Source organism: Microbacterium paraoxydans, from assembly GCF_020524545.1.
In the GTDB taxonomy this organism is placed as follows: Bacteria; Actinomycetota; Actinomycetes; order Actinomycetales; family Microbacteriaceae; genus Microbacterium; species Microbacterium paraoxydans_C.
In genome coordinates, this window is the sequence record NZ_JAIVLG010000001.1 from 376,811 (window position 1) to 402,805 (window position 25,995).

The 25,995-nt window shown below is 68.4% G+C and carries 28 protein-coding genes; 15 read left to right on the forward strand and 13 right to left on the reverse strand.

Annotated elements, in window-relative coordinates; translation table 11 throughout:
* Positions 1–48: 48 nt before the first annotated feature.
* Positions 49–1,062, reverse strand: a complete 1,014-nt coding sequence (locus LC041_RS01800) for a LacI family DNA-binding transcriptional regulator (RefSeq protein ID WP_226531264.1) — start codon at positions 1,060–1,062, stop codon at positions 49–51.
* Between the two features lie 127 nt (positions 1,063–1,189).
* Between LC041_RS01800 and LC041_RS01805 the strand changes: the two genes are divergently transcribed.
* The 8 genes from LC041_RS01805 to LC041_RS01840 all read left to right on the forward strand — a co-directional run bounded on the left by LC041_RS01805 (position 1,190) and on the right by LC041_RS01840 (position 10,956).
* Positions 1,190–2,425, forward strand: coding sequence for an amino acid ABC transporter substrate-binding protein (locus LC041_RS01805; protein ID WP_226531265.1), 1,236 nt, complete (start codon positions 1,190–1,192; stop codon positions 2,423–2,425).
* Positions 2,426–2,435: 10 nt separating this feature from the next.
* The gene (locus LC041_RS01810; protein ID WP_226531266.1) at positions 2,436–3,320 is read left to right on the forward strand and encodes a branched-chain amino acid ABC transporter permease; all 885 of its coding nucleotides are present in this window, start codon (positions 2,436–2,438) and stop codon (positions 3,318–3,320) included.
* Positions 3,304–4,419, forward strand: coding sequence for a branched-chain amino acid ABC transporter permease (locus LC041_RS01815; RefSeq protein ID WP_226531267.1), 1,116 nt, complete (start codon positions 3,304–3,306; stop codon positions 4,417–4,419). The genes LC041_RS01810 and LC041_RS01815 overlap by 17 nt, the downstream gene beginning before the upstream one ends.
* On the forward strand, positions 4,416–5,177 hold the full coding sequence (locus tag LC041_RS01820; RefSeq protein WP_226531268.1) for an ABC transporter ATP-binding protein: 762 nt from the start codon (positions 4,416–4,418) through the stop codon (positions 5,175–5,177). The genes LC041_RS01815 and LC041_RS01820 overlap by 4 nt, the downstream gene beginning before the upstream one ends.
* Positions 5,167–5,919 (forward strand): ABC transporter ATP-binding protein, encoded by a 753-nt coding sequence (locus tag LC041_RS01825; RefSeq protein WP_226531269.1) that lies wholly within the window; start codon positions 5,167–5,169, stop codon positions 5,917–5,919. Before LC041_RS01820 ends, LC041_RS01825 begins: the two co-directional genes overlap by 11 nt.
* 98 nt (positions 5,920–6,017) lie before the next feature.
* Positions 6,018–10,199 carry a PQQ-dependent sugar dehydrogenase gene (locus LC041_RS01830; RefSeq protein ID WP_226531270.1) on the forward strand — a complete coding sequence of 1,394 codons (4,182 nt, stop codon included), beginning with the start codon at positions 6,018–6,020 and terminating at the stop codon, positions 10,197–10,199.
* Between the two features lie 93 nt (positions 10,200–10,292).
* A complete protein-coding gene (locus LC041_RS01835; RefSeq protein ID WP_226531271.1) occupies positions 10,293–10,664 on the forward strand; it encodes a hypothetical protein in 372 nt (123 codons plus the stop codon).
* 115 nt (positions 10,665–10,779) lie between these two features.
* A complete protein-coding gene (locus LC041_RS01840) occupies positions 10,780–10,956 on the forward strand; it encodes a hypothetical protein (RefSeq protein WP_226531272.1) in 177 nt (58 codons plus the stop codon).
* A 28-nt stretch (positions 10,957–10,984) separates the two neighbouring features.
* Here LC041_RS01840 and LC041_RS01845 read toward each other — a convergent pair whose 3' ends face one another.
* Positions 10,985–11,740, reverse strand: coding sequence for a class I SAM-dependent methyltransferase (locus tag LC041_RS01845; protein WP_226531273.1), 756 nt, complete (start codon positions 11,738–11,740; stop codon positions 10,985–10,987).
* Positions 11,741–11,832: 92 nt separating this feature from the next.
* Here LC041_RS01845 and LC041_RS01850 point away from each other — a divergent pair, with 92 nt between their 5' ends.
* Both LC041_RS01850 and LC041_RS01855 read left to right on the forward strand, forming a co-directional pair.
* Complete coding sequence (locus LC041_RS01850) at positions 11,833–13,566, forward strand: MFS transporter (RefSeq protein ID WP_264188827.1); 1,734 nt, start codon at positions 11,833–11,835, stop codon at positions 13,564–13,566.
* Position 13,567: 1 nt separating this feature from the next.
* Positions 13,568–14,023 (forward strand): MarR family winged helix-turn-helix transcriptional regulator, encoded by a 456-nt coding sequence (locus LC041_RS01855; RefSeq protein WP_226531275.1) that lies wholly within the window; start codon positions 13,568–13,570, stop codon positions 14,021–14,023.
* Positions 14,024–14,302: 279 nt separating this feature from the next.
* Here LC041_RS01855 and LC041_RS01860 read toward each other — a convergent pair whose 3' ends face one another.
* Positions 14,303–14,827 carry a hypothetical protein gene (locus tag LC041_RS01860; protein WP_226531276.1) on the reverse strand — a complete coding sequence of 175 codons (525 nt, stop codon included), beginning with the start codon at positions 14,825–14,827 and terminating at the stop codon, positions 14,303–14,305.
* 104 nt (positions 14,828–14,931) lie between these two features.
* Between LC041_RS01860 and LC041_RS01865 the strand changes: the two genes are divergently transcribed.
* Positions 14,932–15,429 carry a MarR family winged helix-turn-helix transcriptional regulator gene (locus tag LC041_RS01865; protein WP_226531277.1) on the forward strand — a complete coding sequence of 166 codons (498 nt, stop codon included), beginning with the start codon at positions 14,932–14,934 and terminating at the stop codon, positions 15,427–15,429.
* A gap of 38 nt (positions 15,430–15,467) precedes the next feature.
* The gene (locus LC041_RS01870) at positions 15,468–16,556 is read left to right on the forward strand and encodes an alkene reductase (protein WP_226531278.1); all 1,089 of its coding nucleotides are present in this window, start codon (positions 15,468–15,470) and stop codon (positions 16,554–16,556) included.
* 72 nt (positions 16,557–16,628) lie between these two features.
* On the opposite strand, the gene LC041_RS01875 is transcribed toward LC041_RS01870, so the two are convergent.
* The 6 genes from LC041_RS01875 to LC041_RS01900 all read right to left on the reverse strand — a co-directional run bounded on the left by LC041_RS01875 (position 16,629) and on the right by LC041_RS01900 (position 21,611).
* Entirely contained in the window at positions 16,629–16,835 is a 207-nt protein-coding gene (locus tag LC041_RS01875) for a CDGSH iron-sulfur domain-containing protein (RefSeq protein WP_226531279.1), read from the reverse strand.
* Positions 16,832–17,872: an iron-containing redox enzyme family protein gene (locus LC041_RS01880; RefSeq protein WP_226531280.1), complete on the reverse strand. Its 1,041-nt coding sequence runs from the start codon at positions 17,870–17,872 to the stop codon at positions 16,832–16,834. The genes LC041_RS01875 and LC041_RS01880 overlap by 4 nt, the downstream gene beginning before the upstream one ends.
* A gap of 91 nt (positions 17,873–17,963) precedes the next feature.
* Complete coding sequence (locus LC041_RS01885) at positions 17,964–18,809, reverse strand: endo alpha-1,4 polygalactosaminidase (RefSeq protein ID WP_226531281.1); 846 nt, start codon at positions 18,807–18,809, stop codon at positions 17,964–17,966.
* A gap of 8 nt (positions 18,810–18,817) precedes the next feature.
* The gene (locus LC041_RS01890; protein WP_226531282.1) at positions 18,818–20,215 is read right to left on the reverse strand and encodes an MFS transporter; all 1,398 of its coding nucleotides are present in this window, start codon (positions 20,213–20,215) and stop codon (positions 18,818–18,820) included.
* Positions 20,216–20,259: 44 nt separating this feature from the next.
* Positions 20,260–21,336, reverse strand: coding sequence for a carboxylate-amine ligase (locus LC041_RS01895; protein ID WP_226531283.1), 1,077 nt, complete (start codon positions 21,334–21,336; stop codon positions 20,260–20,262).
* 8 nt (positions 21,337–21,344) lie between these two features.
* The gene (locus LC041_RS01900; RefSeq protein ID WP_226531284.1) at positions 21,345–21,611 is read right to left on the reverse strand and encodes a DUF7218 family protein; all 267 of its coding nucleotides are present in this window, start codon (positions 21,609–21,611) and stop codon (positions 21,345–21,347) included.
* Between the two features lie 122 nt (positions 21,612–21,733).
* On the opposite strand from LC041_RS01900, the gene LC041_RS01905 reads away from it, so the two are divergent.
* The gene (locus tag LC041_RS01905) at positions 21,734–21,898 is read left to right on the forward strand and encodes a hypothetical protein (RefSeq protein ID WP_017201713.1); all 165 of its coding nucleotides are present in this window, start codon (positions 21,734–21,736) and stop codon (positions 21,896–21,898) included.
* A gap of 81 nt (positions 21,899–21,979) precedes the next feature.
* Here the strand turns inward: LC041_RS01905 and LC041_RS01910 are convergent, their stop codons facing one another.
* Positions 21,980–22,189, reverse strand: coding sequence for a CsbD family protein (locus LC041_RS01910; RefSeq protein WP_226531285.1), 210 nt, complete (start codon positions 22,187–22,189; stop codon positions 21,980–21,982).
* 214 nt (positions 22,190–22,403) lie between these two features.
* Here LC041_RS01910 and LC041_RS01915 point away from each other — a divergent pair, with 214 nt between their 5' ends.
* A complete protein-coding gene (locus LC041_RS01915) occupies positions 22,404–22,781 on the forward strand; it encodes a hypothetical protein (protein ID WP_226531286.1) in 378 nt (125 codons plus the stop codon).
* 12 nt (positions 22,782–22,793) lie between these two features.
* Here LC041_RS01915 and LC041_RS01920 read toward each other — a convergent pair whose 3' ends face one another.
* On the reverse strand, positions 22,794–23,141 hold the full coding sequence (locus LC041_RS01920) for a DUF1380 domain-containing protein (RefSeq protein WP_226531287.1): 348 nt from the start codon (positions 23,139–23,141) through the stop codon (positions 22,794–22,796).
* A 295-nt stretch (positions 23,142–23,436) separates the two neighbouring features.
* Here LC041_RS01920 and LC041_RS01925 point away from each other — a divergent pair, with 295 nt between their 5' ends.
* Positions 23,437–23,931 carry an FBP domain-containing protein gene (locus LC041_RS01925; RefSeq protein ID WP_226531288.1) on the forward strand — a complete coding sequence of 165 codons (495 nt, stop codon included), beginning with the start codon at positions 23,437–23,439 and terminating at the stop codon, positions 23,929–23,931.
* On the opposite strand, the gene LC041_RS01930 is transcribed toward LC041_RS01925, so the two are convergent.
* Positions 23,928–24,767, reverse strand: coding sequence for a PaaX family transcriptional regulator (locus LC041_RS01930; protein ID WP_226531289.1), 840 nt, complete (start codon positions 24,765–24,767; stop codon positions 23,928–23,930). The two genes, LC041_RS01925 and LC041_RS01930, sit on opposite strands and share 4 nt — an antisense overlap.
* Positions 24,757–25,995 carry a kynureninase gene (locus tag LC041_RS01935; protein ID WP_226531290.1) on the reverse strand — a complete coding sequence of 413 codons (1,239 nt, stop codon included), beginning with the start codon at positions 25,993–25,995 and terminating at the stop codon, positions 24,757–24,759. Before LC041_RS01935 ends, LC041_RS01930 begins: the two co-directional genes overlap by 11 nt.

Consider the following 25,995-nt stretch of genomic DNA (forward strand, 5'->3'; position numbering starts at 1 on the left):
CCGACCGGGCTCGTAAGCCGTCGTGTCGTGACGGGAGCGACGGGGGAGTCAGACCCGCGGGGGTCCGGACGACTGACGGATGATGAGCTCGTGCGCGGTCGTGATCGTCCGTGCCTCGTCGCTGGCCGGACGGAGGATGAGCGACACGGCGTGCTGGCCCATCTCGACCATGGGGATCCGCGCCGTGGTGAGGGCGGGGGCCACGTCGGCGGCGACCGCGATGTCGTCGAATCCGACGACCGACATCTCCTCGGGCACGCGGATGCTGTGCTGGCGCAGCTCGCTGAGGATGCCGATGGCCATGGCGTCGTTCAGGCCCACGATCGCGGTGAGGTCCCGCTGGAGCAGTTCGCGGGCTCCCGCGATGCCCCCTTCGCGGGTGAACTCCCGCGACACCACGGTGAGCTCGACATCGGTGTCAGCCGTTCCTTCGCGCAGCCCGGCGATGCGGTCGGCGACCGTGTTGAGATCGAGGGGGCCGGCGACGACGCCGATCCTGCGGTGCCCCAGCTCGGCGAGGTGGCGCCCCACCGAGACCCCCGCGCGGTGGTTGTCGGGGAGCACCGCGTCGACGGGGACATGGTGGCGCCCGATGACGGCGGCGCGTCCTCCGGCCAGGGTGAAGTCCAGCAGCGCTTCGGTCATGCCGAGCTCCCGGCGGGGATCCGCGTACCCCGAGCCCGCGATGATGATGGAGCCGATGCGCTGGCGAAGCAGCGACTTCACCTGCGCGAGTTCGCTGTCGGGAGTGCGATCGGCCTGAGCGATCTGCACCGATCGGTTCTCGAGGGTCGCGCTGCGGATCACCCCGCTGGCGATATCGGAGAAGTAGGGGTCGCCGATCTCGTGCACGACCAGTCCGATCGTCGGGACGAGCCCGCCGGCGAGTCCTCGCGCGTGCAGGTTGGGCTCGTAGCCGAGGCGCTGAGCGACCGACCGCACGTGCGCGGCGACCTCCGAGGAGATGCCCGATCCGCCGGTCATCGCCCGTGACGCACTCGCGAGGGACACCCCCGCGGCTTCGGCCACGTCGATGAGTCGTGGCGCGACATCACGCTTCACGAGACCTCCCCCTGTGGAGCAAGATCGACGCGGATTGCGAAGTAGGTTGCTCTTCGTTCTTCGACCCCACTATAGTGGCGGAAGCGCTTACGAAAGCGCTTTCGCTACGATGACGTAGGAGACTCGGATGACTGCACCCAGACACGGTCGACGGATCGCTGCAGCGATCGGAACACTCTCGATCGCCGCGCTCACGGTTTCGGCCTGCTCGGCCACGGGCGATCAGGCGGAGGGGGGTGGCTCCGACGATCCGATCGTCATCGGCATCTCCCTGCCCCTCACGGGGGACTTCTCCGAGCCGGGCAAGGGCGTCGAGCGCGGCTATGAGGCGTGGCGCGACATCGTCAATGAGAACGGCGGACTCCTCGGCCGCCAGGTCGAGCTGAAGATCCTCGACGACCAGTCCAACGCCGACCGCGTCGTCTCCGACTACGAGTCGCTGATCGCGCAGGACGGCGTCGACCTCGTGTTCGGCCCGTTCTCCACCCGACTCGTCGTCCCCTCGGCGCGTGTCGCCCAGGAGTACGGGATGCTGTTCGTGGAGCCGGCCGGTGCCGCCGAGGAGGTCTTCACCCAGGGCTTCGACAACCTCTTCTACGCCGCCCCGGCCATCGCCAACGACCACTACAACAACCTCGCGGACTACCTGCTCGCCCTCCCCGACGATCAGCGGCCCGCGACGGCAGCGGTCGCCGCGATGGACGATCCCTTCGCCCAGGGCACCGCGTACGGTCTGCGTGACAAGCTCGAGGAAGCCGGCGTCGAGATCCTCGTCGACGAGGTCTACCCGCCCAACACCACAGACTTCTCCACGATCGCCGCGAAGATCGCCCAGTCGGACGCCGACATCGTGATCGGCGGCACGCAGTATCAGGATGCGGTGAACCTCATCATCGCGCTGCAGCAGCTGAACTATCAGCCCGAGCTCGCCGCGTTCTCCACGGCCCCGACGAACCCCGAGTTCGCGGCCGCGATCGGCGGAGCGACCGAGGGCATCCTCGCTCCCACCGGCTACTCGCCGAAGTCGCAGTTCCCGAGCAACATCGAGTTCGTCGAGAAGTACACCGAGGTGCACGGCAACCCGCCGTCGGAGGACGAGGCGAACGCCTACACGACCGGGCAGGTCGTCGCGGCCGCGGTCGAGGCGGTGGGCTGCGCAGAGCAGGGCGAGTGCCAGCAGGAGCTCATCGACTGGCTGCGCGACAACTCCGTCGAGACCGTCGTCGGCGAACTCAGCTGGGACGAGACGGGCAAGCCCACGGGTGCACACCTCATCCAGCAGTGGATCGACGGCGAGATCCTGATCGTCCTCCCCGAGGACGTCAAGGAAGCCGAGTTCCTGTACCCGAAGCCGACGTGGTGATCCGCACATCGTGAGTGGAGCACTGCTGCTGCAAAGCCTGATCCTCGGTGTCCTGCTGGGAGGGCTCTACGCCCTCCTGGCGGCCGGGCTCACGCTGTACTTCGGGATCATGCGCGTGGTCATGATCGCGCACTCGGCCTTCCTCATCCTGGCCGCCTACCTCGCGTGGTGGTTCAACCGGGAGACCGGCATCGACCCGCTCGTGTCGCTCATCGTCACGGTCCCGCTGTTCTTCGTGACCGGCGTCGTGATGCAGCGGCTGCTGGTCTCGAGGCTCAAGCCGTTGACCCTGACCATGATGTCGGTGCTGCTGACCTTCGCGGTGGCGCTCATCATCGAGGGCGCGCTCGGGTTCTTCTTCACCGGCACCCAGCGGCGCATCCCGCTGCCGTACGCCAGCGCGAGCCTCGAGGTCTTCGGCGCACAGGTCCCCGTCGTCAAGCTCATCGCCTTCGGCCTCGCCGCCGTGGCGCTGGCGCTCCTGTTCGTCCTGCTCAAGTACACGAAGTTCGGGCAGGCGCTGCGGGCCACGATCCAGCACCCGGAGGCCGCGCGCCTGGTCGGCATCAACACCGATCGCGTCGCGGGCTACGGATTCGGGCTGGGACTCGCGACGGCGGCCATCGGCGGCACGGCGCTCTCGCTCGACGCCACGATCTACCCCTCGCTGCACTGGCACTGGATCGGGCCGCTCATGGCGATCATCGTGGTCGGCGGACTCGGGAGCATCCCCGGTGCCGCGATCGCGGCGCTCGTCCTCGGGGTGGCGCAGAGCCTGCTCCAGCTCCCGCTGGGGCCGACCTGGGCGCAGACGGTGTTCTACGTCGCGCTGTTCGCCACGCTCATGTTCCGTCCGCAAGGATTCTTCGGAGGTCGTCTTGCCCAGCGTTTCTAGCAGAGAGCCGATCCCGACCGAGACGGTCGTGATCGCGCCGCCCGCGCCCGTGCGCCGCAGGTCGACGATGTGGGTCGGACTCGTCCTCCTCGTCGTCGGAGCGGCCCTCGTCCTCTCCTTCCCCGCCATCGCGCCGAACCCGTACATCCTGTCGGCCGGCGTCGTGATCCTCAACTACGCCGTGCTGTCGACGGGGTGGAACTTCATGGGCGGGTTCACGGGCTACATCTCGCTCGGGCACGCCGCCTACTTCGGTCTCGGCGCCTACGGCACCGGGCTGCTGATCAAGTTCCTCGACCTCCCCGGTTTCCTCGCCTGGATCGTCGCAGCCGTGGTCGTCGCGATCGTCGCGATCCCCATCGGCATCGCCGCCCTTCGCGTCCGTGGCGCCTCCTTCGTGATCGTCTCGATCGCGTTCGTGCTGATCATGCTGCTGGTGTTCCAGAGCTGGCGCGATGTCACGGGCGGTTCGGAAGGGCTCAACGTGCCGCGGCCGTTCGACGTCCTGCGACCGGAGCACCACCGCATCTTCTACTACCTGTTCGCCGGACTGCTGGCCTTCGCGCTCCTGGTGTGGTGGATCATCGACCGCTCCAAGTTCGGCACGGCGCTCAAATCGATCCGCGAGGACGAGGACAAAGCGCAGTCGCTCGGGGTGCCGACCACGCGGTACAAGCTGATCGCCTACGTGCTCTCGGCCCTGTTCGTGGCGCTCGGAGGTGGGCTGTACGCCCTGTGGTTCGGTGACCTGGATCCGATCTTCCAGTTCTCGATCCTCATCGGCTCGTACATGGTGCTCATGGCGCTGCTCGGCGGGGTGCGGAATCTCTTCGGCCCGCTCCTCGGAGCGGTCGTGGTCGGCGTCGCCCTCGAGTACTTCAAGCTCGAGTTCGGCGACACGCAGTTCCACCTCATCGCGACCGGCATCCTCCTCGGCGTCGTCGTGCTCTTCATGCCCGACGGCGTGATCCCCGCCGTGAAGGCACTGTTCACGCGGTCATCGAGCCAGGCGTCGATCCGGGAGATCACCGCCGGCGAGCTGCTGGAGCAGAACGCGAACCGAACAGCCGATGCCTCGACGAAGGAGACGTCGTCATGAACGCCCCCACGGCACAGCCCACCACTCTTGAGAGCCTGAGCACCGTCGAGATGACCAAGTCGTTCGGCGGAGTGACCGCCGTCGACGGCGCGACCGTCACGTTCCGAGAGGGCAAGGTCAACGGTCTGATCGGGCCCAACGGCTCCGGCAAGACCACCTTCTTCAACTGCGTGACCGGGATGATCAAGCCGGACTCGGGAGAGGTGCGCTACCGAGGGCAGACGATCACCCGCAAGTCGCCCGACCGCATCGCCCGCGCCGGCATCGGGCGCAGCTTCCAGCTGTGCCGGGTGTTCCCGCGCATGACGGTGATGGAGAACCTGCTGGTCGCGGTGCGCAGCACGAGCATCCGCCAGCAGCTGCGCTCGGCCCACGATCCGGATGAGCTCGAACGCGCGCGCGGGTGGCTGCGGCGCGTGGGCATCGATCATCTGGAGCACGCCGAGGCCCGCAATCTCAGCTACGGCCAGCAGAAGCTCCTGGAGCTGGCGGGCGTGCTGATGGGCGAACCCGACACGATCATGCTCGACGAGCCCGCCGGAGGCGTGAACCCCGCCCTCATCGGGCGCATCGCGACCCTCGTGCGCGAACTCAACGACGAGGGCAAGACCTTCATCATCGTCGAGCACAACATGGAGATGGTCATGAGCCTGTGCGATCACGTCGTGGTGTTCGACCGGGGACGGCAGATCGCCGAGGGAACGCCCGCGATCATCCAGCAAGACCCCCGAGTCCTGGAGGCCTACCTTGGAGTCTGAAGCGAAGAACCTGCTCGAGCTGCGCGACATCGAGGCCGGCTACGGCCGGGCGGCGCTGGTGCTCCGCGGCCTCACCGTCGAGGTGCCGCCCGGCTCCGTGGTGTGCCTCGTGGGGCCCAACGGTGCCGGCAAGTCGACGGTCCTGAAGGTCGCGAGCGGCATGCTCAAGCCGCGCTCGGGGAAGATCGAGGTAGACGGCCGCGACATCACCGGCGAGGGGCCGCAGTCGATGCTGCGCCACGGCCTCGCCCACGTGCTGCAGGGCCACAGCGTCTTCCGCGAGATGACGGTCGGCGAGAACGTCATGCTCGGCGCGTTCACCCTGAAGGACCAGTCGGCGATCCAGGAGCGGGTCGAGTTCGTCCAGAACCTCTTCCCGATCGTGGGGGAGCGGTGGAAGCAACTCGCCGGTCTCCTCTCCGGAGGCCAGCAGAAGCAGGTCGAGTTCGCGCGGTCGCTCATGGTGAGCCCCAAGGTCGTGCTCCTGGACGAGCCTTCGATGGGACTCGATCCCAAGACCACCGAGAAGGTCTTCGAGCAGATCGTGCGCATGCGAGACGCCGGCACCGCCGTGCTGCTGGTCGAGCAGAACGCACGACGGGCGCTTGAGACCGCCGACATCGGATGCGTGCTCGATCTCGGTCGCGTACACATCTCGGGGCCGGCCTCCGAGCTTCTCGCCGACCCGACGCTGGCCGCCCTCTATCTGGGCGGAAAGCCGACGGTCACCGACGCGGGCTGAGGTCCGCGCCTCCGTCTCCTCCGCTGCAGTGCCGCCCCGGAGGAGGTTCACGGCCCATCGGCACGCCACCGCACGACGATGATGTTGAGAGGTCAGTGATGCACGAACGAACCCTGCGACCGGTGACTCCCGATTCCGGACCGGAGACGCCGCCACGTTCTTTCCGACCGCGGAGGGCCGCGGCGGCTGTAGCTGCGGCGACGGTGGTCGGGGCTCTGCTCACGGCGGTCCCCGCCGCGGCGGCGGAGCCGTTCACCGAGCTGATCGACTTCGAAGCCTACGAGCGCGTGGCGCTCGACGGCCAGGACGGCTGGGTGGCCTCGGCGGCGCCGCGCGTGATCGCCGATCCCCTGAACGGCAACAATCAGGTGGTCGAATCCGTCGGGGGAGGGCACCAGTCGTACCGGGCCATCCCCGCGATCGCCGATGGCGACACGGGCACGCTCTTCTTCCGATTCCTGCGCACGGGGAGCGTCGATACCTCGTTCGGACTCACGGACGTGGACGCGCCGAACGACTACGTCCACAGCCGCGCCTACGTCAACAATCAGAACGATGACGTGCTGCGCGTGCGCGACGGAGGGGCGTTCAAGGCGGCCGGAGTCTGGTCGCGAGACGCCTGGCAATGCGTCTGGATCGTCGCCGACAACGCGGCTGACAAGGTCACCGTCTACACGCAGGGCGGCGCGTACGACGAGATGACGCGCCTCCCCGATGGCACCGAGCAGCAGTTCGGATTCCGGCAGGCGGTGAACGGGGCGCTCGATCGCTTCTTCTGGAAGAACGGCTCATCGAGCGCGGGGCGCCTCCTGCTCGATGACGTGGCCGTCGACAACACGGGAGAGAACCTCGCGATCGCCACCGGGAACCCGGGGGACTGCGCGCCCGGCGGCACCACGAGCGAGCCACTGCTCAATCCGCTGCCCGACCCCGCGCTCGCCGATCTCGGGATCGAGGTGACCGAGCTGGCGCAGCTCCCGGAATCGCACACGACCCCGGCCACGCAGGATCAGCGTCTCGTGCGCCACAACCGCATCACCCATCTCGACGAGGTCCCCGACGATTCGGGTCGTCTGATGGTGCCGGACAACAACGACATCCTCTACCTGGTCGACAAGGAGTCCGGCGAGTACGTGCCGTACCTCAACGTGCGGGACGAGTTCATCGACAACTTCCACAACAGCGCGGGCCTCGGCACCGGCCTGGGCTCGGCCGAGTTCCATCCCGATTTCGCGGAGAACGGGCTCTTCTACACCGTCCACACCGAGGGTGGATCAGCGCTGACGGAGGACACCCCGGACTTCCCTGCGTTCGGGAACACCGCCTTCCACAGCGTGATCACCGAATGGAAGGCCGCGGATCCGGCAGCGGCGACCTTCGTCGGCACGCACCGCGAGGTGATGCGGATCCCCTTCGCCGGTCGCGTCCACACGGTGCAGCAGATCGCGTTCAACCCGACCGTCTCTGCGGGCGACGCCGACTACGGGAACCTCTACGTGCTGGTGGGCGACGGCGGCAACGGCGTCGGCAACGGGAACCCGCAGGACCTGGCCACGCCGCAGGGGAAGATCCTGCGCGTGAACCCGACGGGCGACGACAGCGAGAACGGCGAGTACGGTGTGCCCGCCGACAACCCCTTCGTCGACGACGCGGACGCCCTGCCCGAGATCTACGCGGTCGGCATGCGAGACCCGCACCGCATCAGCTGGGACCCTGCGGGTGACCACACGATGTACCTCGGACATATCGGCGAGTGGCAGGTCGAGTCGATCTATGCCGTCGAACCCGGCGACAACTTCGGCTGGTCGGTCCGCGAGGGCTCGTTCGTGGCCGACAACCGGCAGATCTTCCCCCTTCCGGAAGACGACGCCGAGAACGGCTTCACGTACCCCGTCGCCGCGTACGACCACAACCGCGATCCCGGTCAGACCGGAGATGCGGGCGTGGCCGTCAACGGTGGCTTCGTCTACCGCGGAGAGATCGCCGAGCTGCAGGGGCGCTACCTCTTCACGGATCTGGTGCGCGGATGGGTGCTCTCCGCCGACGCCGACGAGATGGTCCGCAACGACGGTGACATCGACGATCTCGCGACCATCGAGGAGCTGCGGGTCTTCGCCGACGGTGAGGAGACGACGTTCCAGGAGCTGGTCGGCGACGCCCGGGTCGATCTGCGGTTCGGCGCCGACGCCGACGGCGAGCTCTACCTGGTATCGAAGGCCAACGGGAAGATCTGGAAGGTCACGGGCGCGCGCACGGTCGATGTGCCGACGTCTCCGTTCGTTCTCCCGGCTCTCGCTCCGAACCTCGTCACGCACTACGACTTCGATCACCCGGACGCCGCGAAGCCGACGGTCGAGGTCGACCAGGGACGCTCGGGAACCGACATCTCGCTGATCAACGGCGGTGTCGAGATGCGGGTCGCCGATCGCGCCTACCCGGGGGCGGGCGAGGCACTCCAGACCCAGCAGATGAGTCCGAGGACCGCGTCGAACGACGACTGGAAGGCCGGCGTCTACGACGCCGACGGCGTCGACTCCCTCGACCGGTTCGCCGGAGCCGATCAGATCTCCGTCATGGGATGGTTCAAGCCGACCGGCGACCACCCGGCGCTGAACTCCGGGACGGCGAATCCGGACGATGTGTACAACGCGATCGGTCTGGCCGGAGTGCTCACGGGCACGTCGGACGGACACGCGGTGCGCGCGCTGCTCGAGGTGATCACCGTCGACGGCGAACTGAAGCTCGTCGCGCTCGGGCGACGGGTCGATGGAGCGGGCTCCTGGACGTTCGCAGCGGATCTGCCCTGGGACGAGATCCTGCAGAAAGGACGCTGGGTGCACCTCGCGGCCACGTTCGACTTCACCGAGGGGGAGATGAAGCTGTTCATGAACGGCGAGGAGCTCGCGGGGGAGTACACCGCCGCGAACCCGTGGGGTGCGGGATCGACGTCCGACACCGCACCCGCCGGGATCAAGATCGGCGGCAGCTTCCCCCAGAACACCCGCGAGGCCAATCCGTTCACCGGGCGGATGGACGACCTGATGATGCTCGACACGGTTCCGACTCCCGAACAGGTCGCCGCGCAGTACGCGCTGTACGACGTGCCGCCGGTCGAGGAGCCGACGCCACCCGCGTGCACGCCTGACGGCCCCGTGATCACGGATGTGATGTCGGAGGACGACTGGGCACCGCGGACGCCTGCCAAGTGGGACTTCCCGGGCGATGAGGTGGTGCTCACCGAGGCGGGGACGAACCCGAATGACGGGATCCGTCGTCCCTTCGAGTACGCGGTCCTCACCGAGGGCGCCGAGCTGGGGTCGTTCGATCTCACCGGGCAGGTGCGCCTCGACGAGAAGGCAACGGTGAACAACCGCGACGTGATCATCGTCTTCGGGTGGAAATCGGACACGGAGTACTACTACGCGCACCTCTCGCAGGACAACTCGATCTACCCGCACAACGGCATCTTCAAGGTGAACAAGGCCGACCGTGAGCGGATCGACGACCAGTGGGACGGGAGCGTCGGCGCACCGCCCGCCGTCACCGACGAGGAGTGGCACGACGTCCGGGTCGTACGATGCGTGGAGAGCGGCGACATCGCCGTCTACGTGGATGGACTCGATGCCCCGCTGATGACGGCGAACGACAAGACGTTCACCCAGGGGCGGGTCGGCTTCGGATCGTTCGACAACTTCGGACGCCTCCGCGATCTCTCGGTCACGACAGTGGCGACCGACGCCGCGGCTCCCGAGGTCACCGTGAAGAGCGGCGCGGAGTTCACGGTCGGTCGGGACGGCGTGTACAGCAAGGTCTCCTTCAAGCTCCACGATGCGGGGAAGATCGACCGCCTGACGCTCAACGGGGTCGAGAAGGACCTGACCGACAACGCGTGGTCCGACCTCAACGGCGTCCGGCCGGGGACTTTCGGCGCGGTGGAGGGAGCGAACACCCTCGTCGTGTACGACCTCGCGGGCAACGCCACCACCGTCCGGTTCACACTCGACACGAGGGCGCCCACGGTCACCGTCAAACAGGGCGCGTCGTTCACCGTCGGGGCTGACGGGGTCTACAGCCTGGTGTCGTTCAAGTTCCACGACGCCGGCAAGGTGGACCGGCTGACGCTCAACGGCGTGGCCAAGGATCTGACCGACAACGCCTGGTCCGATCTCAACGCCGTGAAGCCGGGTGCTTTCGGTGCGGTGGCCGGGGCGAACACCCTCGTCGTGTACGACGTCGCGGGCAACGCCACGACGGTGCGCTTCACCCTCACTGCAGGATGACCGCGACCGCGGGCGCGGGGGCGTTCGTCCCTCGCGCCCGCGGCCCTGTCCCGCTCCCATGGCCGCCCCAGCATCCCCCGCTACCCTCGGGGGATGCGCCGTCTCCTCGTTCTGCCCCTCGTGCTCACCGCCGGATTCCTGGTCGCCGGGTGTTCCCAGGTCACGCAGCTGGCCGGCGATGCGCTCGGCGTCGACGTGCCGGCGACCTGCGCGACGATCGACGACGCCTACGGTCAGTACCAGACCCTGCTCGCTCAAGGCGAGGTCTCTGCGGAGCAGGCGGATGCCGCGCGGGATCAGCTGGTCTCATCGCTCGACAGCCTGGCGGCGAACGTCGACGGACAGCTCGGCGATCTCATCCGCTCCGGAGCCGAGAAGATCGGCGGGATGACCGACTTGCGGGCCCCGGAGACCGTCGACGCCATAGAGCAGCTCAAGGATTCGACGTCGGCGTTCTGCGGCTGAGCAGAGCGAAGGCGAGCGCCGCGGGTCCCCGACGACGGCTGCCCTATGCCTGAATGTCACCCCTTGCGATATCGCCGACGACATCGGTGACGCGGGGAGCAGCGCGCTGAAGACCGTGACCGCCGCGGCGGTGAACGACTTCCTGGCGCCGATGCGCGAGCGTCGGCGGAGTCTCGCCGCGGACGGCGAACTGGTGCGTTCCGTCCTGCGCCATGGGAACGAGCGCGCCGGGGCGGTGGCCGAGGCGACGCTGTCCGAGGTGCGCGACGCGATGGGGACCGTGTATTGCTGATGCTCCACGCCGGACGCGCGAGAGGCGACTACGGGCGTCGGGCCTCGATCAGATGCCGGGTCGAGTGCGCGATGAACGGTCCCTCGTCCTGGATGAGATCGTGCAGGTCGCGAAGCCGATCGAGATGGTCTTCGACCGTGAAGCCGGGTACCCACCAGATGACCTTGCGAAGGAGATAGACCACCGCGGCGACGTCGTGGAGCTCGATGCGGAGCCGTGCAGTGCGCAGGTCGATGATGTCGAGGCCCGCGGCTTCGGCCTCCTGCGCCTCGTCCTCCGGACGGCGTCCGCGGCGCGCTTCAGGCTGAGGGCCGAGGAAGAACTCGATCAGCTCGAACGCGCTCGCCGGCCCGACGTGCTGGGCGAAGTAGGTGCCGCCGGGCTCGAGGACTCTGGCGATCTCCGTCCACCAGATCGTCGCGGGGTGTCTGCTGGTCACCAGGTCGAAGGCCTCATCCGCGAACGGGAGGGGCGGCTCGTCCGGGTCGGCGACGACCACGACGCCCCGCGGTCGGAGCAGCTGGGTCGCGCGGCGGACGTTCGGCGGCCACGACTCCGTCGCCACAGCGGTGGGCGGGAAGGCTGCAGCTTCGGCAAGGACCTCGCCGCCGCCGGTCTGGATGTCGAGCGATGCCGATGCGGCGCCGAGACGCGCGGAGAGTCGGCCCGCGTAGCCCCAGGGCGGCCGCTCCTCCGTGGCTCGTCCGTCCAGCCAGGCGAAGTCCCACCCGGTCACGTCCGCGGTGTTCCCGGCCTCGATCAGCGCCTCGAAGGAATCAGTCATGACTCGATTCTCCCAGCGGCCGGCGCGGTCCCTTCTGCTAATAGTTGTACTTTGGCAACTAGTGGAGTATGGTTGACCTCGATCAACTTTCTATGCAGGAGTCTCATTCCGTGACACACATCTCATCCTCCGCAACCGAGACGACACGCTCGGCCCGCGAGGTCTTCACCGCGATCTCCGGCCTCGTCGTCGGCATGTTCGTCGCCGTGCTCTCGGGCACGGTCGTGTCGACCTCGATGCCCGTCATCATCGCCGACCTCGGCGGTACCCAGTCCCAGTACACCTGGGTCATCACCGCCAGCCTGTTGGCGACCGCCGTCTCCACCCCGATCTGGGGCAAGCTCGCCGACCTCGTCGACCGCAAGGTCCTCGTCCAGATCTCGCTGATCCTGTTCACGGTCGGCACCGTGATCGCGGGCTTCTCGACCGACACGAACATGCTCATCGCGGTCCGCGTCGTCCAGGGCATCGGCGTCGGCGGACTCATGTCGCTCGTCATGATCGCCGTGGCGCTCATCATCTCCCCGCGTGAGCGCGGCAAGTACATGGGCGTCGTCGGCGGCATCATGGCCCTCGGTACCATCGGCGGACCGCTGCTCGGCGGAGTCATCACCGACGCCTGGGGCTGGCGCGCCAACTTCTTCGTCGGTGTGCCCTTCGCGATCCTCGCTCTGGTGCTGCTGCAGTTCACCCTGCACCTGCCCAAGCCGCAGCGCGGCACCAAGGTGTCGATCGACTACTTCGGCATCGTGCTCCTCGCCGTCGGCGTCTCGACCCTGCTCATCTGGGTCTCCATGGGCGGCAACCAGTTCGACTGGGACTCGTCCACGAGCATCATGCTCGCCGTCACCGCGGGTGTCGCGATCGTCGCGTTCATCACGGTCGAGTTCTTCGTCAAGGAACCGATCGTTCCGATGTCGCTCTTCCGCAACCGTACCTTCACCCTCTCGGTCATCGCGTCGATCGCGATCGGCGTCTCGATGTTCGCCACGTCGGTGTTCCTCGCGCAGTACTTCCAGCTCGCTCGCGGTGCCACGCCTACGGAGTCCGGCCTCATGACGATCCCGATGATCATCGGTCAGATGGGCGCGTCGATCATCATCGGCCAGCTCGTCAGCCGCTTCGGCAAGTGGAAGGGCTGGATGCTGACCGGCTCGGTCCTCGCGACCGTGGGCGTCAGCCTCATGTCCACCCTGCGCTACGACACCCCGTTCACGTTGGTCGCCGTGTACATGTTCGTCCTCGGAGCCGGACTCGGCATGGTGATGCAGAACCTCACCCTGATCGTCCAGAACGACACCGCTCCGCAGCAGTTGGGAGCGGCCTCGTCGAACGTGAACTTCTTCCGCACGATCGCCGGCACCATCGGCGTGACGGTGATGGGCTCGCTGCTGTCCACGAGCGTCGGCACGTACATCACGGACGGGCTCTCCGACTTCACGCCGAGCTCGCAGGAGGAGATTGATGCCCTGAAGCACCTCGCGTCGGGTGACGTTCCGAAGGTCGGGCAACTGCCGGACACGATCCGCTCGATCGTCGAGGGCGCCTATGGCCACGGCATCGCCGATGCGTTCATCGTCGCGATCCCGCTCGCCGTGATCGCCGTCATCGCCATCGCGTTCATCAGGAACAAGCCGTTGTCGACGAAGAACGCCGCCGAGCAGATGCTCGAGCAGGCGGAGGAGTCGGTGATCGAGGTCTCCGAGGGAGAGATCGGCGCCTCGCTCTCGACCGGAGCGATCCGGATCGACGGCGGAGAGTCCTCGGCCTCCAAGACGGGTTCGGTGGGAGTGCTCGAACGCGAAGATCGGGACCAGGAGCGCTGACATGTCGGCCCCGGGAGCGGTCGCTTCGATGGACGTCGACAGTGCCCTCGGCGATCTCCAAGCGCACCTGAACCTCATCTTCGCGCGGACCAGGTCGCTGTGGAAGGAGTCTGCCGCTCGAGTCCACCCCGAGCTGCAGGTCGGCGGCTACAAGCTGCTGACGTTCATCGATCGAGCGGGCACGGCCAACGCGCACGAGCTCGCCGACCGGTTCGAGATGGACAAGTCGGTCATCAGCCGTCAGGTGCGGATGCTGGAGGAGCTGGGGCTCCTCGAGTCCCGGCCGGATGAGCGCGACGGGCGGCTTCGGGTGCTGACGGTCACGGCCGGCGCATGCGTGGCGCTCGCGGAGGTCCGCCGCGAGTATGGCACCCGCCTCCAAGCCGTGATCGACGAGCTCACCCCCGAGGAGATCCGCGCCGCGTCCAAGGTCTTCCGGCTGCTCGCAGAAGTGTGAGCCGAAGCCCCGCTGTCACGTTCGACAGCGGGGCTTCGCCGTACACTGGCGTTTTCTCGCGATCCCTGGTGGGGCTCGCAACCGTGCCCGACGGATTCTCCGAGGCAACAGCGGTGACATCCGGGGTTGGGTGTTCGTCACGCTGATGACGGGAGCTATGCCCTGGTCGACGTCACACCGATTCAGGAGGGTCTTCCTTTGTCGTCGCTCTGCACACCCTAGTCACCGCCGTCGCCATCGTCTTCGCCCTCCGCCCTTCATCCGGTGATGAGGAACTCGTCAGCCTCCGGGGCAATCACAGGGGCTACCGCTATAGCACTGGCAGATAGGGGCGGGGTAGTCGACGGCGGTGACCTCGCGCCGCACGTCGAGCTCGTCGAGCTCATATATGCGGTCGAAGCGCTCGAGCTGCGGGCTGTCACCGCAGGTTGCGGGTGTGGTGACGATGCGATCCCGAGTTTTCGGAAACGTCAGCGTGAAGCAGACCGCGGCAGACTGCTGGTCGTAGGTCCACCCGCCCCCTGTCGTCGCCCCGCCTGATGTGAGCAGTGTGAGGGCGGGGCCTTCGATCGCGTCGCTGATATTCAGAAGGAGCTCTCTGTCGCCGTTGTACTCCGGGGGTATCCCCTGGCGGGCATCCGCGAAGTACCCGAGCGCGATGATCGTTGTTTCAGGATCCGCGACGATGTCGTCGCGGTATTCCCAGAGGTCGTCCTGGATCCGCTCGACGGAAGATGCGGTTGAGATCTGAAGGAGGTCCGTGATGCTGGGCCCGCACGCGGTGAGCGCGAGCGCCGCGACCACGGCGGTAGCCGCTGCGGCGACGCTGCGGCGCAGGTGATGCGCAATGCTCATGGTGGGACAGTAGCGCACCGGCCGGCCATCTCCTTCGCCGTACACTGGCGAGCATGAGCGCCTCCTCCGACGCCCCCGCCGAGACCCCTGCATCCGACGCCGAGGCGGAACTGCTGGGAGACGCGGACCTCGACCACGCGGTCACCAGGGTCGAACAGGAACTCGGACGGCTCTTCGCGCGGATCCGAGTGAGCTGGCGTGAGGCCGCAGCCACCGTGCACCCCGACCTGCAGCCGCTCGGCTACCAGGTGCTCACCTCCATCGCGACGGGCAAGGCGACCTCGGCCGGAGCGATCATCGAACGCCTGCAGACCGACAAGTCGGCCGTGAGCCGCCAGGTACGCCAGCTCGAACAGCTGGGACTCGTCGAGAGCATCCCGGATCCGGAGGACCGCCGGGCGCGCGTCCTCGTGGCCACCGACCTCGCGCAGGAGCGGGTCGCGCTCGCGCGTTCCCAGTACGAGGGGCGCATCGGGGAGCGGTTGCGCAAGTGGACGGCAGCCGACCTCGACCACTTCGCGGACCTGCTCGCGGGGCTCGGCGGGAGCTGAGGGGAATACGGGGAGCGCTCCGGGCCTTACCTCCCACTGTGAATCTCTACGAACCGGCCCGCTTCGGCGCCCTCCCGCTGACCAATCGCGTCGTCATGGCGCCGCTCACCCGCACGCGCGCAGACGACGACGGTGTGCCGACCGCGACGATGGCGGAGTACTACCGGCAGCGGGCGGGGCAGGGGCTGATCATCTCCGAGGGCACGTGGCCTGTGCTCGAGGGCAAGTCCTACCCTGGGCAGCCGGGCATCGTCACACCCGCACAGATCGAGGCGTGGAAGGGGATCACCGCGGAGGTGCATGACGCCGGAGGGGCCATCGTCATGCAGCTCATGCACGGAGGTCGTGTGGGTCACCCCGCGATCTCGGGGGAGCCCCGGGTCGTCGCTCCCAGCGCGCTCGCCGCACCGGGTCAGACGCGCACGCCCGCGGGCAAGGCCGATCTGCCCGTCGCCCACGCCCTCACGCTGGACGAGATCCCCGAGGTCGTCGAGCAGTTCGCTCAGGCCGCACGCAACGCGATCGCGGCCGGCTTCGACGGCGTCGAGGTGCACGGCGCCAACGGCTACCTGGTGCACGAGTTCCTCTCGCCGGTGTCGAACGTCCGCGACGACGAGTACGGCGGGTCACCCGAGAACCGGGCACGTTTCGCGATCGAGGTCGTTGCGGCCGTCGTCGCCGCCGTCGGAGCCGACCGTACCGGCATCCGTCTCTCGCCGCAGCACAACATCCAGGGTGTGCTGGAAGAGGACGACGCCGACGTTCGCGCAACCTACACAGCCGTCGCCGAGGGGCTCGCGCCGCTCGGTCTCGCCTTCCTCGACGTCCTCAACGCCGATCCTGCGGGCGAGCTCGTGCAGCACATCCGCCGCACGGCGGGCGCACCGTTGATCGTCAACACCGGCTTCGCGATCGAGACGACGCGGGAAGCCGCGGAGGCACTCGTGGCCGACGGCATCGCCGATGCGGTGGCTGTCGGACGTCCGGTGATCGCCAATCCCGACCTGGTCGAGCGCTGGCGTCAGGATGCCGCGCTCAACGAACCCCGGCCCGAGCTGTTCTACGGCCGGACGGCGGAGGGATACACCGACTACCCGTCGCTGGAGTCGGTGCGCGTCGGGGCTTGACCGGCGTCAGCGGAATCGGGGGCCCGCGATCCGGTGTCGCGTGCCCCCGACCGCAGCGTTCGTGGGAGCCGGTCAGTCGTCGGTGTGGAAACCGGCCGCCTTGTGCGTGCCGTCGCAGAAGGGCTTGAGTGCGGAAAGGCCGCAGCGGCAGAGGGCTACGGTCCGGCGGTGCGGCGCGATCGGATCGCCCTCGACGGTGTGCACCTCGATGTCGCCCCGCACCAGCAGCGGGCCATCGGGGTACGGCGTGATCGTCACAGGCTCTCGTGCGGCGCTCATGCGCCCACCTGCTGTCGGAGCGCGGAGGCTCCCGCCGTCCAGGCCTCCAGCGTCGCGGCGCCACCCCAGCCGTCCACGGTCAGGCAGGCCGCGGCCCCGAACATGATGTCGGGCAGCATCTCCGGATGGTCTTCGGCGAGGCTGCCCGCAAGGTCGCGGGCAGCGATCTGCTCGTGTACCGCATCCGCTTCCACGTGCTCGTCGAAGTACGCCGTCACCTCGGCATCGAAGCCCAGACGACGCAGGCCGTCGGCGTACAGCCGGCACGGGATGGAGGAGGTCATCTCGTAGGCCGCCAGGTGCCCGACGATCGCGCCCACCAGGCGGCGGTTGAGGCCGAACAGCGACATCATGTTCAGCGAGGCGAGGGTGAGAGCCGACAGGTCGTCGACGTACGCGCCATAGGTCGTGTCGAGACCCGCGGCTTCCATCGCACGAGCGAAGAGCGCGGCGTGAACGCGCTGTGGACGCCCGCCCCCGTACTCGTCGGCTTGGATCTCGACCAGTGCGGCCTTGGCGCGACCGTCCAGCCGCGGGATCGCCCACGAGTGCGGGTCGGCCTCGCGCAGCGTGTAGGCCGAGCGTTGGATGAGCATCTCCCTCGCCTGCTCCTCGGTGGCCTTCTTCACGAAGTAGCGCGAGAGGCTCGGCCCGCTCTCTGCTTCGGCAAGGGCGAAGAGGGCGCGGCCGACGGCATCCACGGTCGGGTCCGGCAACGCCGGTGTCGGAATGCACGCACGGAGGGACTCCTCGAACGCCGCCTCGAGGACCTGTCTGGTCCGCAAGAGTGTCGGGTCCCATTCGAGGTCGGCATCCAGCTGTGGCAGTGAGCCGTACGCGGAGGCGTAGAGGACGAACAGCGCGAGCTGGATGTCGTCGTCGCGCACGATGTCGGTGCTCGTCGCTGCGGCGTCGATGGCGAGCGCGGTGTGATCGGACGCGGTGCCTTCCGTGAGGTGCGCGATGACCGCGCGGCTCACCGGGCCGCGATCACGGAAGGCGAGCGAGGTGGGGGAGACGAGGGTGGATGCGGTCATGGGGCGAGCTCCTCACGGTGGGGGGACACCAGCATCCTGCGTGCAAACCCGTGACAGATACAGGGACTTGACGCGGAACCGCTTGCGTCCCCTAGGGGCAGGTCTCGGACGTGTACCCGTCGTCGGCGGGCGTGAGGAGAGCACGGTCGCGGAGGATCATCGAGGCGGGTGCGTCGCTGTCGGTACACATCTCCGTGAACGGGCGGGGGAGTTCGTCCGTGTACTCGATGTCGATGACGTGTTCGCCATAGACCGCGGTGTACGCGCCGCACTCCCGATAGGCCGCGCATTCCTCGGTGATCGCGAAGTCGAAGCCGGCGCGCTCGTGCAGCGCGACAGCGTCTTCCGCGGCGTTCTTCTGGCCCGCCGCGAGCCCCGCCGTGTGGGCGGCCTCGACGTACAGGGTCGCGAGCGCGAGATTGTCCTCGAACGAGAGTGCGCCGTCCGACCGCGAGTAGGAGTCGAGGTTGTCGAACTCCACCGCGTCGAAACCGGACTCGGCGCACCCCTCGATCCACGCGGTCACGGTGTCGGCGATCCGCTCGCGACGCTCGGCGTTCGCGGTGTCGAGCAGAGCCTCATCCGGCCAGTCCGGATCGACCACGAGCACATCGTCGTGGCGCAGCAGGAGGTCGTCGGGCCAGGATCCGAGCTCATCCGGTTGCGTCTGGAAACCGTTGAGGTAGCAGATCGAGTACACGCCGGGTGCGGGATCGGCGCCTCGGTCGCGTCCGACGATGCCGACGTCCGGGGCGGGGTCGTACGCGCCGCCCAACTGGTAGTCAGGAACAGCGCCGGCCGACGGAAGCAGACGAACACTCTCGGTGGCCGGAGAGACCGGAGCGGCTGTGCATGCGCCGAGCGCGAGCACGAGTGTCGCGGCGGCGGAGAGCAGTGCGCTTCGGCGCAACCGAGCGTCGGGTCTGCGCGGCTGCATCGACCGCATCAATGCGGGTCCGTGCCGGACGCGGCGAGGTCGGCAGGCACCGGCTCGGCCGGATTGCGACGGATGCCGATCCACGACACCACGCCGCCGATCACGAGCAGCGCCGCGGTGACCCACGCCGCACTGTGGAATCCGTCGAGGTCGAGTTGGCCGCCCACGATGGTGGAGAGCATCGCCACCACGAGCAACCCGGCGACGCGGGACACGGCGTTGTTCACGGCCGAGGCGATACCGGAGTGGTTCTCGTCGATCGCACCGAGGATCGCCGCAGTCAGCGGAGCCACGGTGAGGGACAGCCCGACACCCATCACGATCATCGCGGGCAACACCTGCCACCAGTAGTCGAAATCGGCGGCGACGGACAGGAGCATCAGCGCGCCGACGGCCATGATCAGGGGGCCGACCGTCATGAAGATGCGGGGACCCCATCTGCCCGCCCAGCGACCGGCCCGCGAACTGACCAGGATCATCAGGATCGTCATCGGCAGGCTCGCGAGACCGGCCGCTGTCGCGCTGAGCCCGGCGCCCTGCTGCAGATAGACGCCCACGACGAAGCCGTTGAGCGACAGGGCGGCGTACACGAAGAGCGTGGCCAGGTTCCCCCATCCGAAGTCGCGCACGCGGAAAAGCCACAGCGGCATGAGCGGGGAGGCGGAGTGCTGCTGACGCCACAGGAACAGCCCGAACAGCGCGGCGCCGGCGACGGCGGGAACCCAGATGGCCGGCGACTGCCAACCCATGTTGGGCTGCTCGATCAGCGCGAACACCACGGCGCCGAGGCCGATCGCGCACAGGGCACCGCTCCACCAGTCGACCTTGATGCCGCGCGGATGCTCCGGCAGATGCAGACGGGCCAGCAGGAACAGGGTGACCGCGATGGGCACGACGTTGATGAGGAAGACGAACCGCCAGGAGATGAAGTCGACGAAGAGACCGCCCAGCAGCGGCCCGACCAGTTGCGCGCCCGTCGTGAACGCGGTCCACACCCCGATGGCCCGGGCCTGGGTGTCGGCGCGCATGGTGGCGGTGATCAGTGCGAGCGAACTCGGGACCAGCAGCGCTCCGGCGGCGCCCTGCGCGGCCCGGGCGACGATCAGCATGAGCGGGTCGATGGCGGCGGCGACCGCGATGGAGGCGATGCCGAACGCGATCAGCCCCACGCGCATCACGAGGACTCGTCCGTACGCGTCGGAGACGGATCCCGCGAGCAGGATCAGGGCGCTCAAGGTGATCAGATACGCGTCGACCACCCACTGCTGCATCGTGATGCCGCCGCCGAGTTCACGGCTGATCGCCGGCAGCGCGACGTTCACGACCGTTCCGTCGAGGAACGTCACGAACGAAGCGAGCACGGCGATCGAGATCACGAGGCGCTGGAGAGGGGCGAAGGATGCCACAGGCCGACCTTACTCCCGGTGGCCGACGTCGGGGTCGTCGCAGGTCACGCCACAGGGGCTGGGGTGCCTGCGGCGAACAGTCGGGCGAGCGACGCCGTTCCTCCCTTGTCGAATGCCCGACGCTGGCGGTCGGCGCCCGTGCCGACCGCCCGCAGTCGAGCGAGCCCTTCGCGCACCTGCTCTTCGTCGCCGAGCTCCCGGAGGGAGGGAGCGATGACGGCGATCATCCGATCGGCCACCGCCCAGGCACCGGCGACCTCTCCGGTCGTGGGATCCAGCAACCGGGCATCCATCCCGTGGCGGGCGGCCGTCCACAGCGAGGCGTCGACCCCGTCGATCCCGGCATCCGGGTGCGGCGGCTCGTCGCTGAGGACGATTGCCCGGGAGAGGAGAGCGGCGAACACGGCGTCCTCCGCCGTGAGCTGCGCATCGAAGACGCGGAGCTCGACCGTGGGGTAGCGCTCCGAGATCCGTGCCGCCCAGGAGAGCGCCGCGGGATCGGTGATCGCTCGCAGCCCGACGAGGCACCCCACGCGCGTGCGGTAGTCGTCGAAGTCGTGGAACCGCGGTGGACTCCACGATCCCGGCAGCCGGCGGATCAGGATGCTTCGCCAGCTCGCGAAGCTCGAGTCGCGACCGCCGGCGAAGGGGCTGTTGCCGCTGAGGGCGAGCAGGAGCGGGAGCCAGCCGCGCACCCGGTTGAGTGCGCGCACCCGTTCCTCGTCGTCGAGCACCTCCACATGCACATGCAACCCGTTGACTTCGTGGTCGCGCGTGAGGTGGCCGAGCAGCGATGCGACCTGGTCGTAGTGCGCTGAGGAGGACACCGTGGACGAACGGGTCGTAGCGAAAGGCGTGCCGGTTCCGGCGGCGATCGCGTCCTGTTCCCGTGCGTGCCAGCCGATGAGTCCACGGAGATGGCCCGACTGCGCCTCCGCCTCCGTCGCGGTCGACAGCGGTTCCGTGAGGCACTCGATCTGCGAGGTCAGATACTCCCTCGTGACCTCGCCGCCGGTGCGCAGCCGGGTGATGCGCTCGCGGGTGCCCGCAGTCAGGGCCACCGGCGCGAGGGAGTGCGCATCGAGGAAGACGAACTCCTCCTCGATGCCGAAGCGCGTCATCCGCAGCCTCAGTGATTCCTGAGCGCGGAGATCAGCTCCGACTTGCGTTTTCGGCTGTAGCCGGTCAGCCCCAGCTCCTTGGCGCGACGGCGCAGCTCGGGGACGGTCCAGTCGTCGTAGTCGCCGTGCTCTCCACCGCGCCGTCCGATCGTGCTGCGCCCCTCCTTCGCGGCGGCGTTCGAGATGCGCGCGGCCTTCTCCTTGGAGGCCCCGTCCTTGCGAAGCTCTTCGTAGAGCCCGGGATCCTTCAGCGAGTTCTCGCGTCTTCCTGGCATGTGCTCGTCTCCTTCGCGCACTCGGAGGGCGGAAGTCAACCCCCTCGGGCAGTTGGCGTTGTCGGGCTAGCGTGATGACACGCAGTCGGGCGTCCGCGCCTGCCGAAAGAAGGGAAAGACCGATGAACATCCTCCTGATCATCGTCATCGTCGTCGCCGTGATCCTTGCGATCACTGGAGGACTGGTGCAGTCGCTCCAGTTCCTCCTGTGGGTCGGACTCGTGCTCCTCGCGATCGCTGTGATCGCCTGGTTGATCCGAGCGATCAGCGGCAGCCGCAAGGTCTGACGACTCACAACGTCTGACCCATCGAGGTGAGGCCCGCCCGTCGGCGGACCTCACCTCTTCGGTGTCCGGGGGAGCCGGACCCTACTTCTTGTCGAACGCGTCGCGGACGCTGTCCCCGGCCTTGCTGGCCGCATCCTTCACGTCCTCGCCGGCCTGCTTGGCCGAAGCCTTCACCTGATCCGCCTGGCCCTCGGCCTCGAGCCGCTCGTTGTCGGTGAGCTTCCCGACGCCTTCCTTGACCTTTCCTGCGGCCTTCTCGGCAGCGTTCTTCATGTCGTCTGCAGCACTCATGCTCTGCTCCTCTCGTGGGCGGATTCGATCGTGACCGACCTTTCCACGCGCGCGCGGAAGCGGCTACGGGATTGACAATCGCGACCGGTCATGTCAGCGCTCCGGCCCATCGACGCGGCGGGCGCAGAGGACTAGCCTGGCGCCAGGCGGGCGGTCCTGCCCGCCGATCCGACGGAGGAAGCGGTGTGCGATGGACTCGATGATGATGGGCGCCATGTCGAAGAACATGGAGTCGATGCCCGACATGGAGATGATGGACATGTCGGTCGTGCAGGCGTGCATGGATGCCTGTGCGGCGTGCGAACAGGCCTGCACGGTGTGCTCGACGCAGATGATGGACTGTTCCCCGGCCTGCATGAACTGTGCGGACATGGCGGGCACGATGATGCGATCGATGCTGCGGATGCAGGGGATGGCGCCGGCGTCGATGATGGCGATGCTCGACGCGTGCATCGCGATGTGTCAGACCTGCATGGACGAGTGCATGGAGCACGCCGACATGAGCGAGGTCTGCCGTCTGTGTGCGCAGGCCTGCCAGGCGTGCATGGATGCGTGCACGGCGGTGAAGGACATGATGATGGCGGCGGCCTGAGCCGCGGTCGGCTCAGACGGCGGCGACGTTGAACCGCGTGCGTCCCACGGCGAGGACCGCGTAGCGGGCGTGCAGCGCCACCGGTGTCCCGGGTCCTGCTTCGAGTGCGGCGCCCGCGGCGTTCCACAGCGCGTGCACGGCGCCGTCGAGTGCGCGCACGACGAGGTCGCCCGAGAGCGGGTCGGACGCCTCCACGATGCCGTCGACCCATTCCGTGGAGGTCGCCGAGGCGATGCGCGCCTGAATCAGGTGCAGCGCGTGTCCCGGGGCGAAGGACGAGCAGCGGCCGCCGTTGCTGCACATGCACGCCGCACGCTCGCGCACCGGGATGGGCGAAAGGCGGTTGATCGGCGTGGACACGGCGGTCTCCTTCGGATCGATGTTCCGAAAAGAGTAGGTCGGGAGCCGCCCGCGGGCCAGGCAGCCCGACATGCGACGAAACATACGGGTGTAGAATCGCCGGGTGCTGTCGTCGATGAGCGCCCCTCGGGCGCAGAGCGGAGCTGCAGGCGCCCACCGCGCCGCAGACAGAGGCTGAGGACCGGCCGGAGGCGGAACCCCGTCGCCGGTGTCTTCTCGTACCCGGCCTCCGCGTCCGGGATCCTCACCCCAATCGACTCGCCCGCTGCGGCGACCATCCGAAAGCACTTCTGCCATGCGTCCCATCGACGAGCGCGCCATCCGCGCCTCCTTCCTCAATGCCTCCCGCAAGGAGGTCTCCGACCTCACTCTCCCGCCCGGCTTCGCCGAGATCGACTTCGAGCGACTCGACTTCCTCGGCTGGATCGACCCGAAGATCCCCCGTCGGGCGTACGTCGTCACCTGGATCGACGACGTCGTGGTGGGTGTCTTCCTGCAGCGTGCCGAGCAGCGGGTGATCGCTCGTGCGCAATGCTCGTGGTGTGAAGACGTCACGCTCCGCAACGACGTGCAGCTGTACGTCGCACGCAAGGCCGGGCCGGCCGGACGCAAGGGCGACTCCGTGGGCATCCTCACGTGCGCCGAGTTCGGCTGCAACCGGAACGTGCGGGTCCTGCCGCCGCTGGCGTACCAGGGCTTCGACAGAGAGTTCGCGCGCGACCTGCGCATCCTGCGCCTGCAGGAGCACGTGGCCGGATTCCTCTCCGAAGTGGGTGGACGCGCGGCTTAGCTGGGGCGGGCGCGCTCGGCGGTCCGAGCGCGCACGTGCTCCCACGCCGGCCCGGCCAGAGCCGTGGACCGGCGTGCGAACTCGTCGAAGCTGCGCCGACCGGGCCAGTCAATCGGCAGCATCGACGGCGGCAGGCCGGGGTCGGTGTACGGCAGCACCCGCCAGCGATCGATCAGCTGCACGGACGCGGCGAACGGCTCGGTCGGCAGCGTCGCGAGAGAGGCATGGAACGCGAGGTGCTCGGCGCGCAGCGCCTCCAGGTCCCACCACTGAGCGGCGGCTTCGAGGAGAGTGCCGGCCGGTGCCGGGGCGGAGGCCAGGAACAACGTCGCCCAGCGCCGCGCGTCGAGCTCGTCGAGGATCTGCAGAGCTTCGTCTCGAAGGTGGCCGGGGCAGATCCACAGCGCAGGGGACACCACGCCGGCACCGATCCACTGCAGCCGACGGCGCAGCTGGTGACGGGTGCTTCGCGCACTCTCCGGAATCGAGAACGAGACCAGGCACCACGGATCGTCATCCGTCATCTCCCGCATCTCGAAGATGCGACGGTCGCCGCGCTCCAGCATCGGGAGCGCGGCCGGGTTCAACCGGTAGCCGATCGTGGCGTCGCGCTCAGCGAGCAGCAGCCCCTTCTGTTTGAGGCGAGTGATGCCGGTACGGGCCTGAGTGGGCGGGATGCCCAGATCCCCCGCGAGCGCCACCAGATCCGCAGCCGAGATCCAGCCGCCGAGAGGACGCAGGAAGACGCCGACGAACGTCCGCAGCAGCGAGGCGGTGCTGCCGGGGCGCGCATCGATGTCGTCGAGGACGAAGGCGTCCTGGAAGTCAGAAGTCACCGGACTCCAGGGTGTCGCGGACGGCGAGCACACCCGTGATGGTCTCGACGTGCGAGGTGCTCAGAGGGGAGAGGCCGAGGCGGATGCCGTCGGGGAAGCGGAAGTCCGGGATGATGCCGTCCGCCCACAGTCGCCGCGTCACGTCGCGGAAGTCGGGGTGACCGATCGTCACGTGTCCCCCGCGGAGCGCGGCGTCACGCGGGCTGAGCAATCGCACGCCGAGGGGCGCGAGGACCTCGTCGTAGGCGCGGACGGCCAGGTCGGTCAGCGACTGCGACTTGGCGCGGACGCTCTCGATGGTGGACTGCTCGATCAGGTCGAGCATCCCCTGCATCGCGAGCATCGATGTGACCGGCGGCGTACCGCTGAGCAGTTGGCGGATATCGCCGGACGGCACGTACTCGGGGCCCATCGCGAAGATGTCGGCGGCGCTCCACCACCCCTGGATCGGCTGCCGCAGCACACCCTGGAGTCCACTGCGCAGGTACGCGAAGGCGGGGGAGCCCGGGCCGCCGTTGAGGTACTTGTACGTGCAGCCGACCGCCAGGTCCACCCCCCATCGGTCGAGCTGCATCGGGATGACGCCGGCGGAGTGGCACAAGTCCCACATCATCAGCGCACCGGCCGCGTGTGCGGCGGCGGTGATGCCCGGCATGTCCGCCAGGGCGCCGGAACGGTAGTCGACGTGGCTGAGCGACACCAGAGCGGTGCGCTCCGAGACGACCGCTGCCACGTCGGCGACGGTCACGCCGGATACGGGGTCGGGCTCCAGCCAGCGCAGGGTCATGCCGGTCTCGGCGGCGACGCCTTCGGCCAGGAAGCGGTCGGTGGGGAAGTTGCCCGCCTCGATCACGAGTTCCGTGCGGGTGGGGTCGGCGGTCGCCGCGGCGCGCATGAGCTTGTAGATCAGCACGCTGGTGGAATCGGCCACCACGGTCTGGCCCGCGGCGGCTCCGAGGGTGACCCGTCCGATACGGTCGCCCAGCTCCATCGGCAGCGCCATCCACTGCTCGTCCCAGGAGCGGATGAGCCGAGTGCCCCAGTCCTCGCGCGCGAACGCGGCCAGTTTCTCGGGGACGTCGCGCAGCGGACGGCCGAGCGAATTGCCGTCGAGGTAGGCCGTGACGCCGGGGGCCTCCGCGAACGCGTCGAGATGCGCACGCAGCGGGTCGGCGGCGTCGAGTCGGCGGGCGAGGGCGAGCAGGTCGCTGTTGCGGGGGTCGGTCAT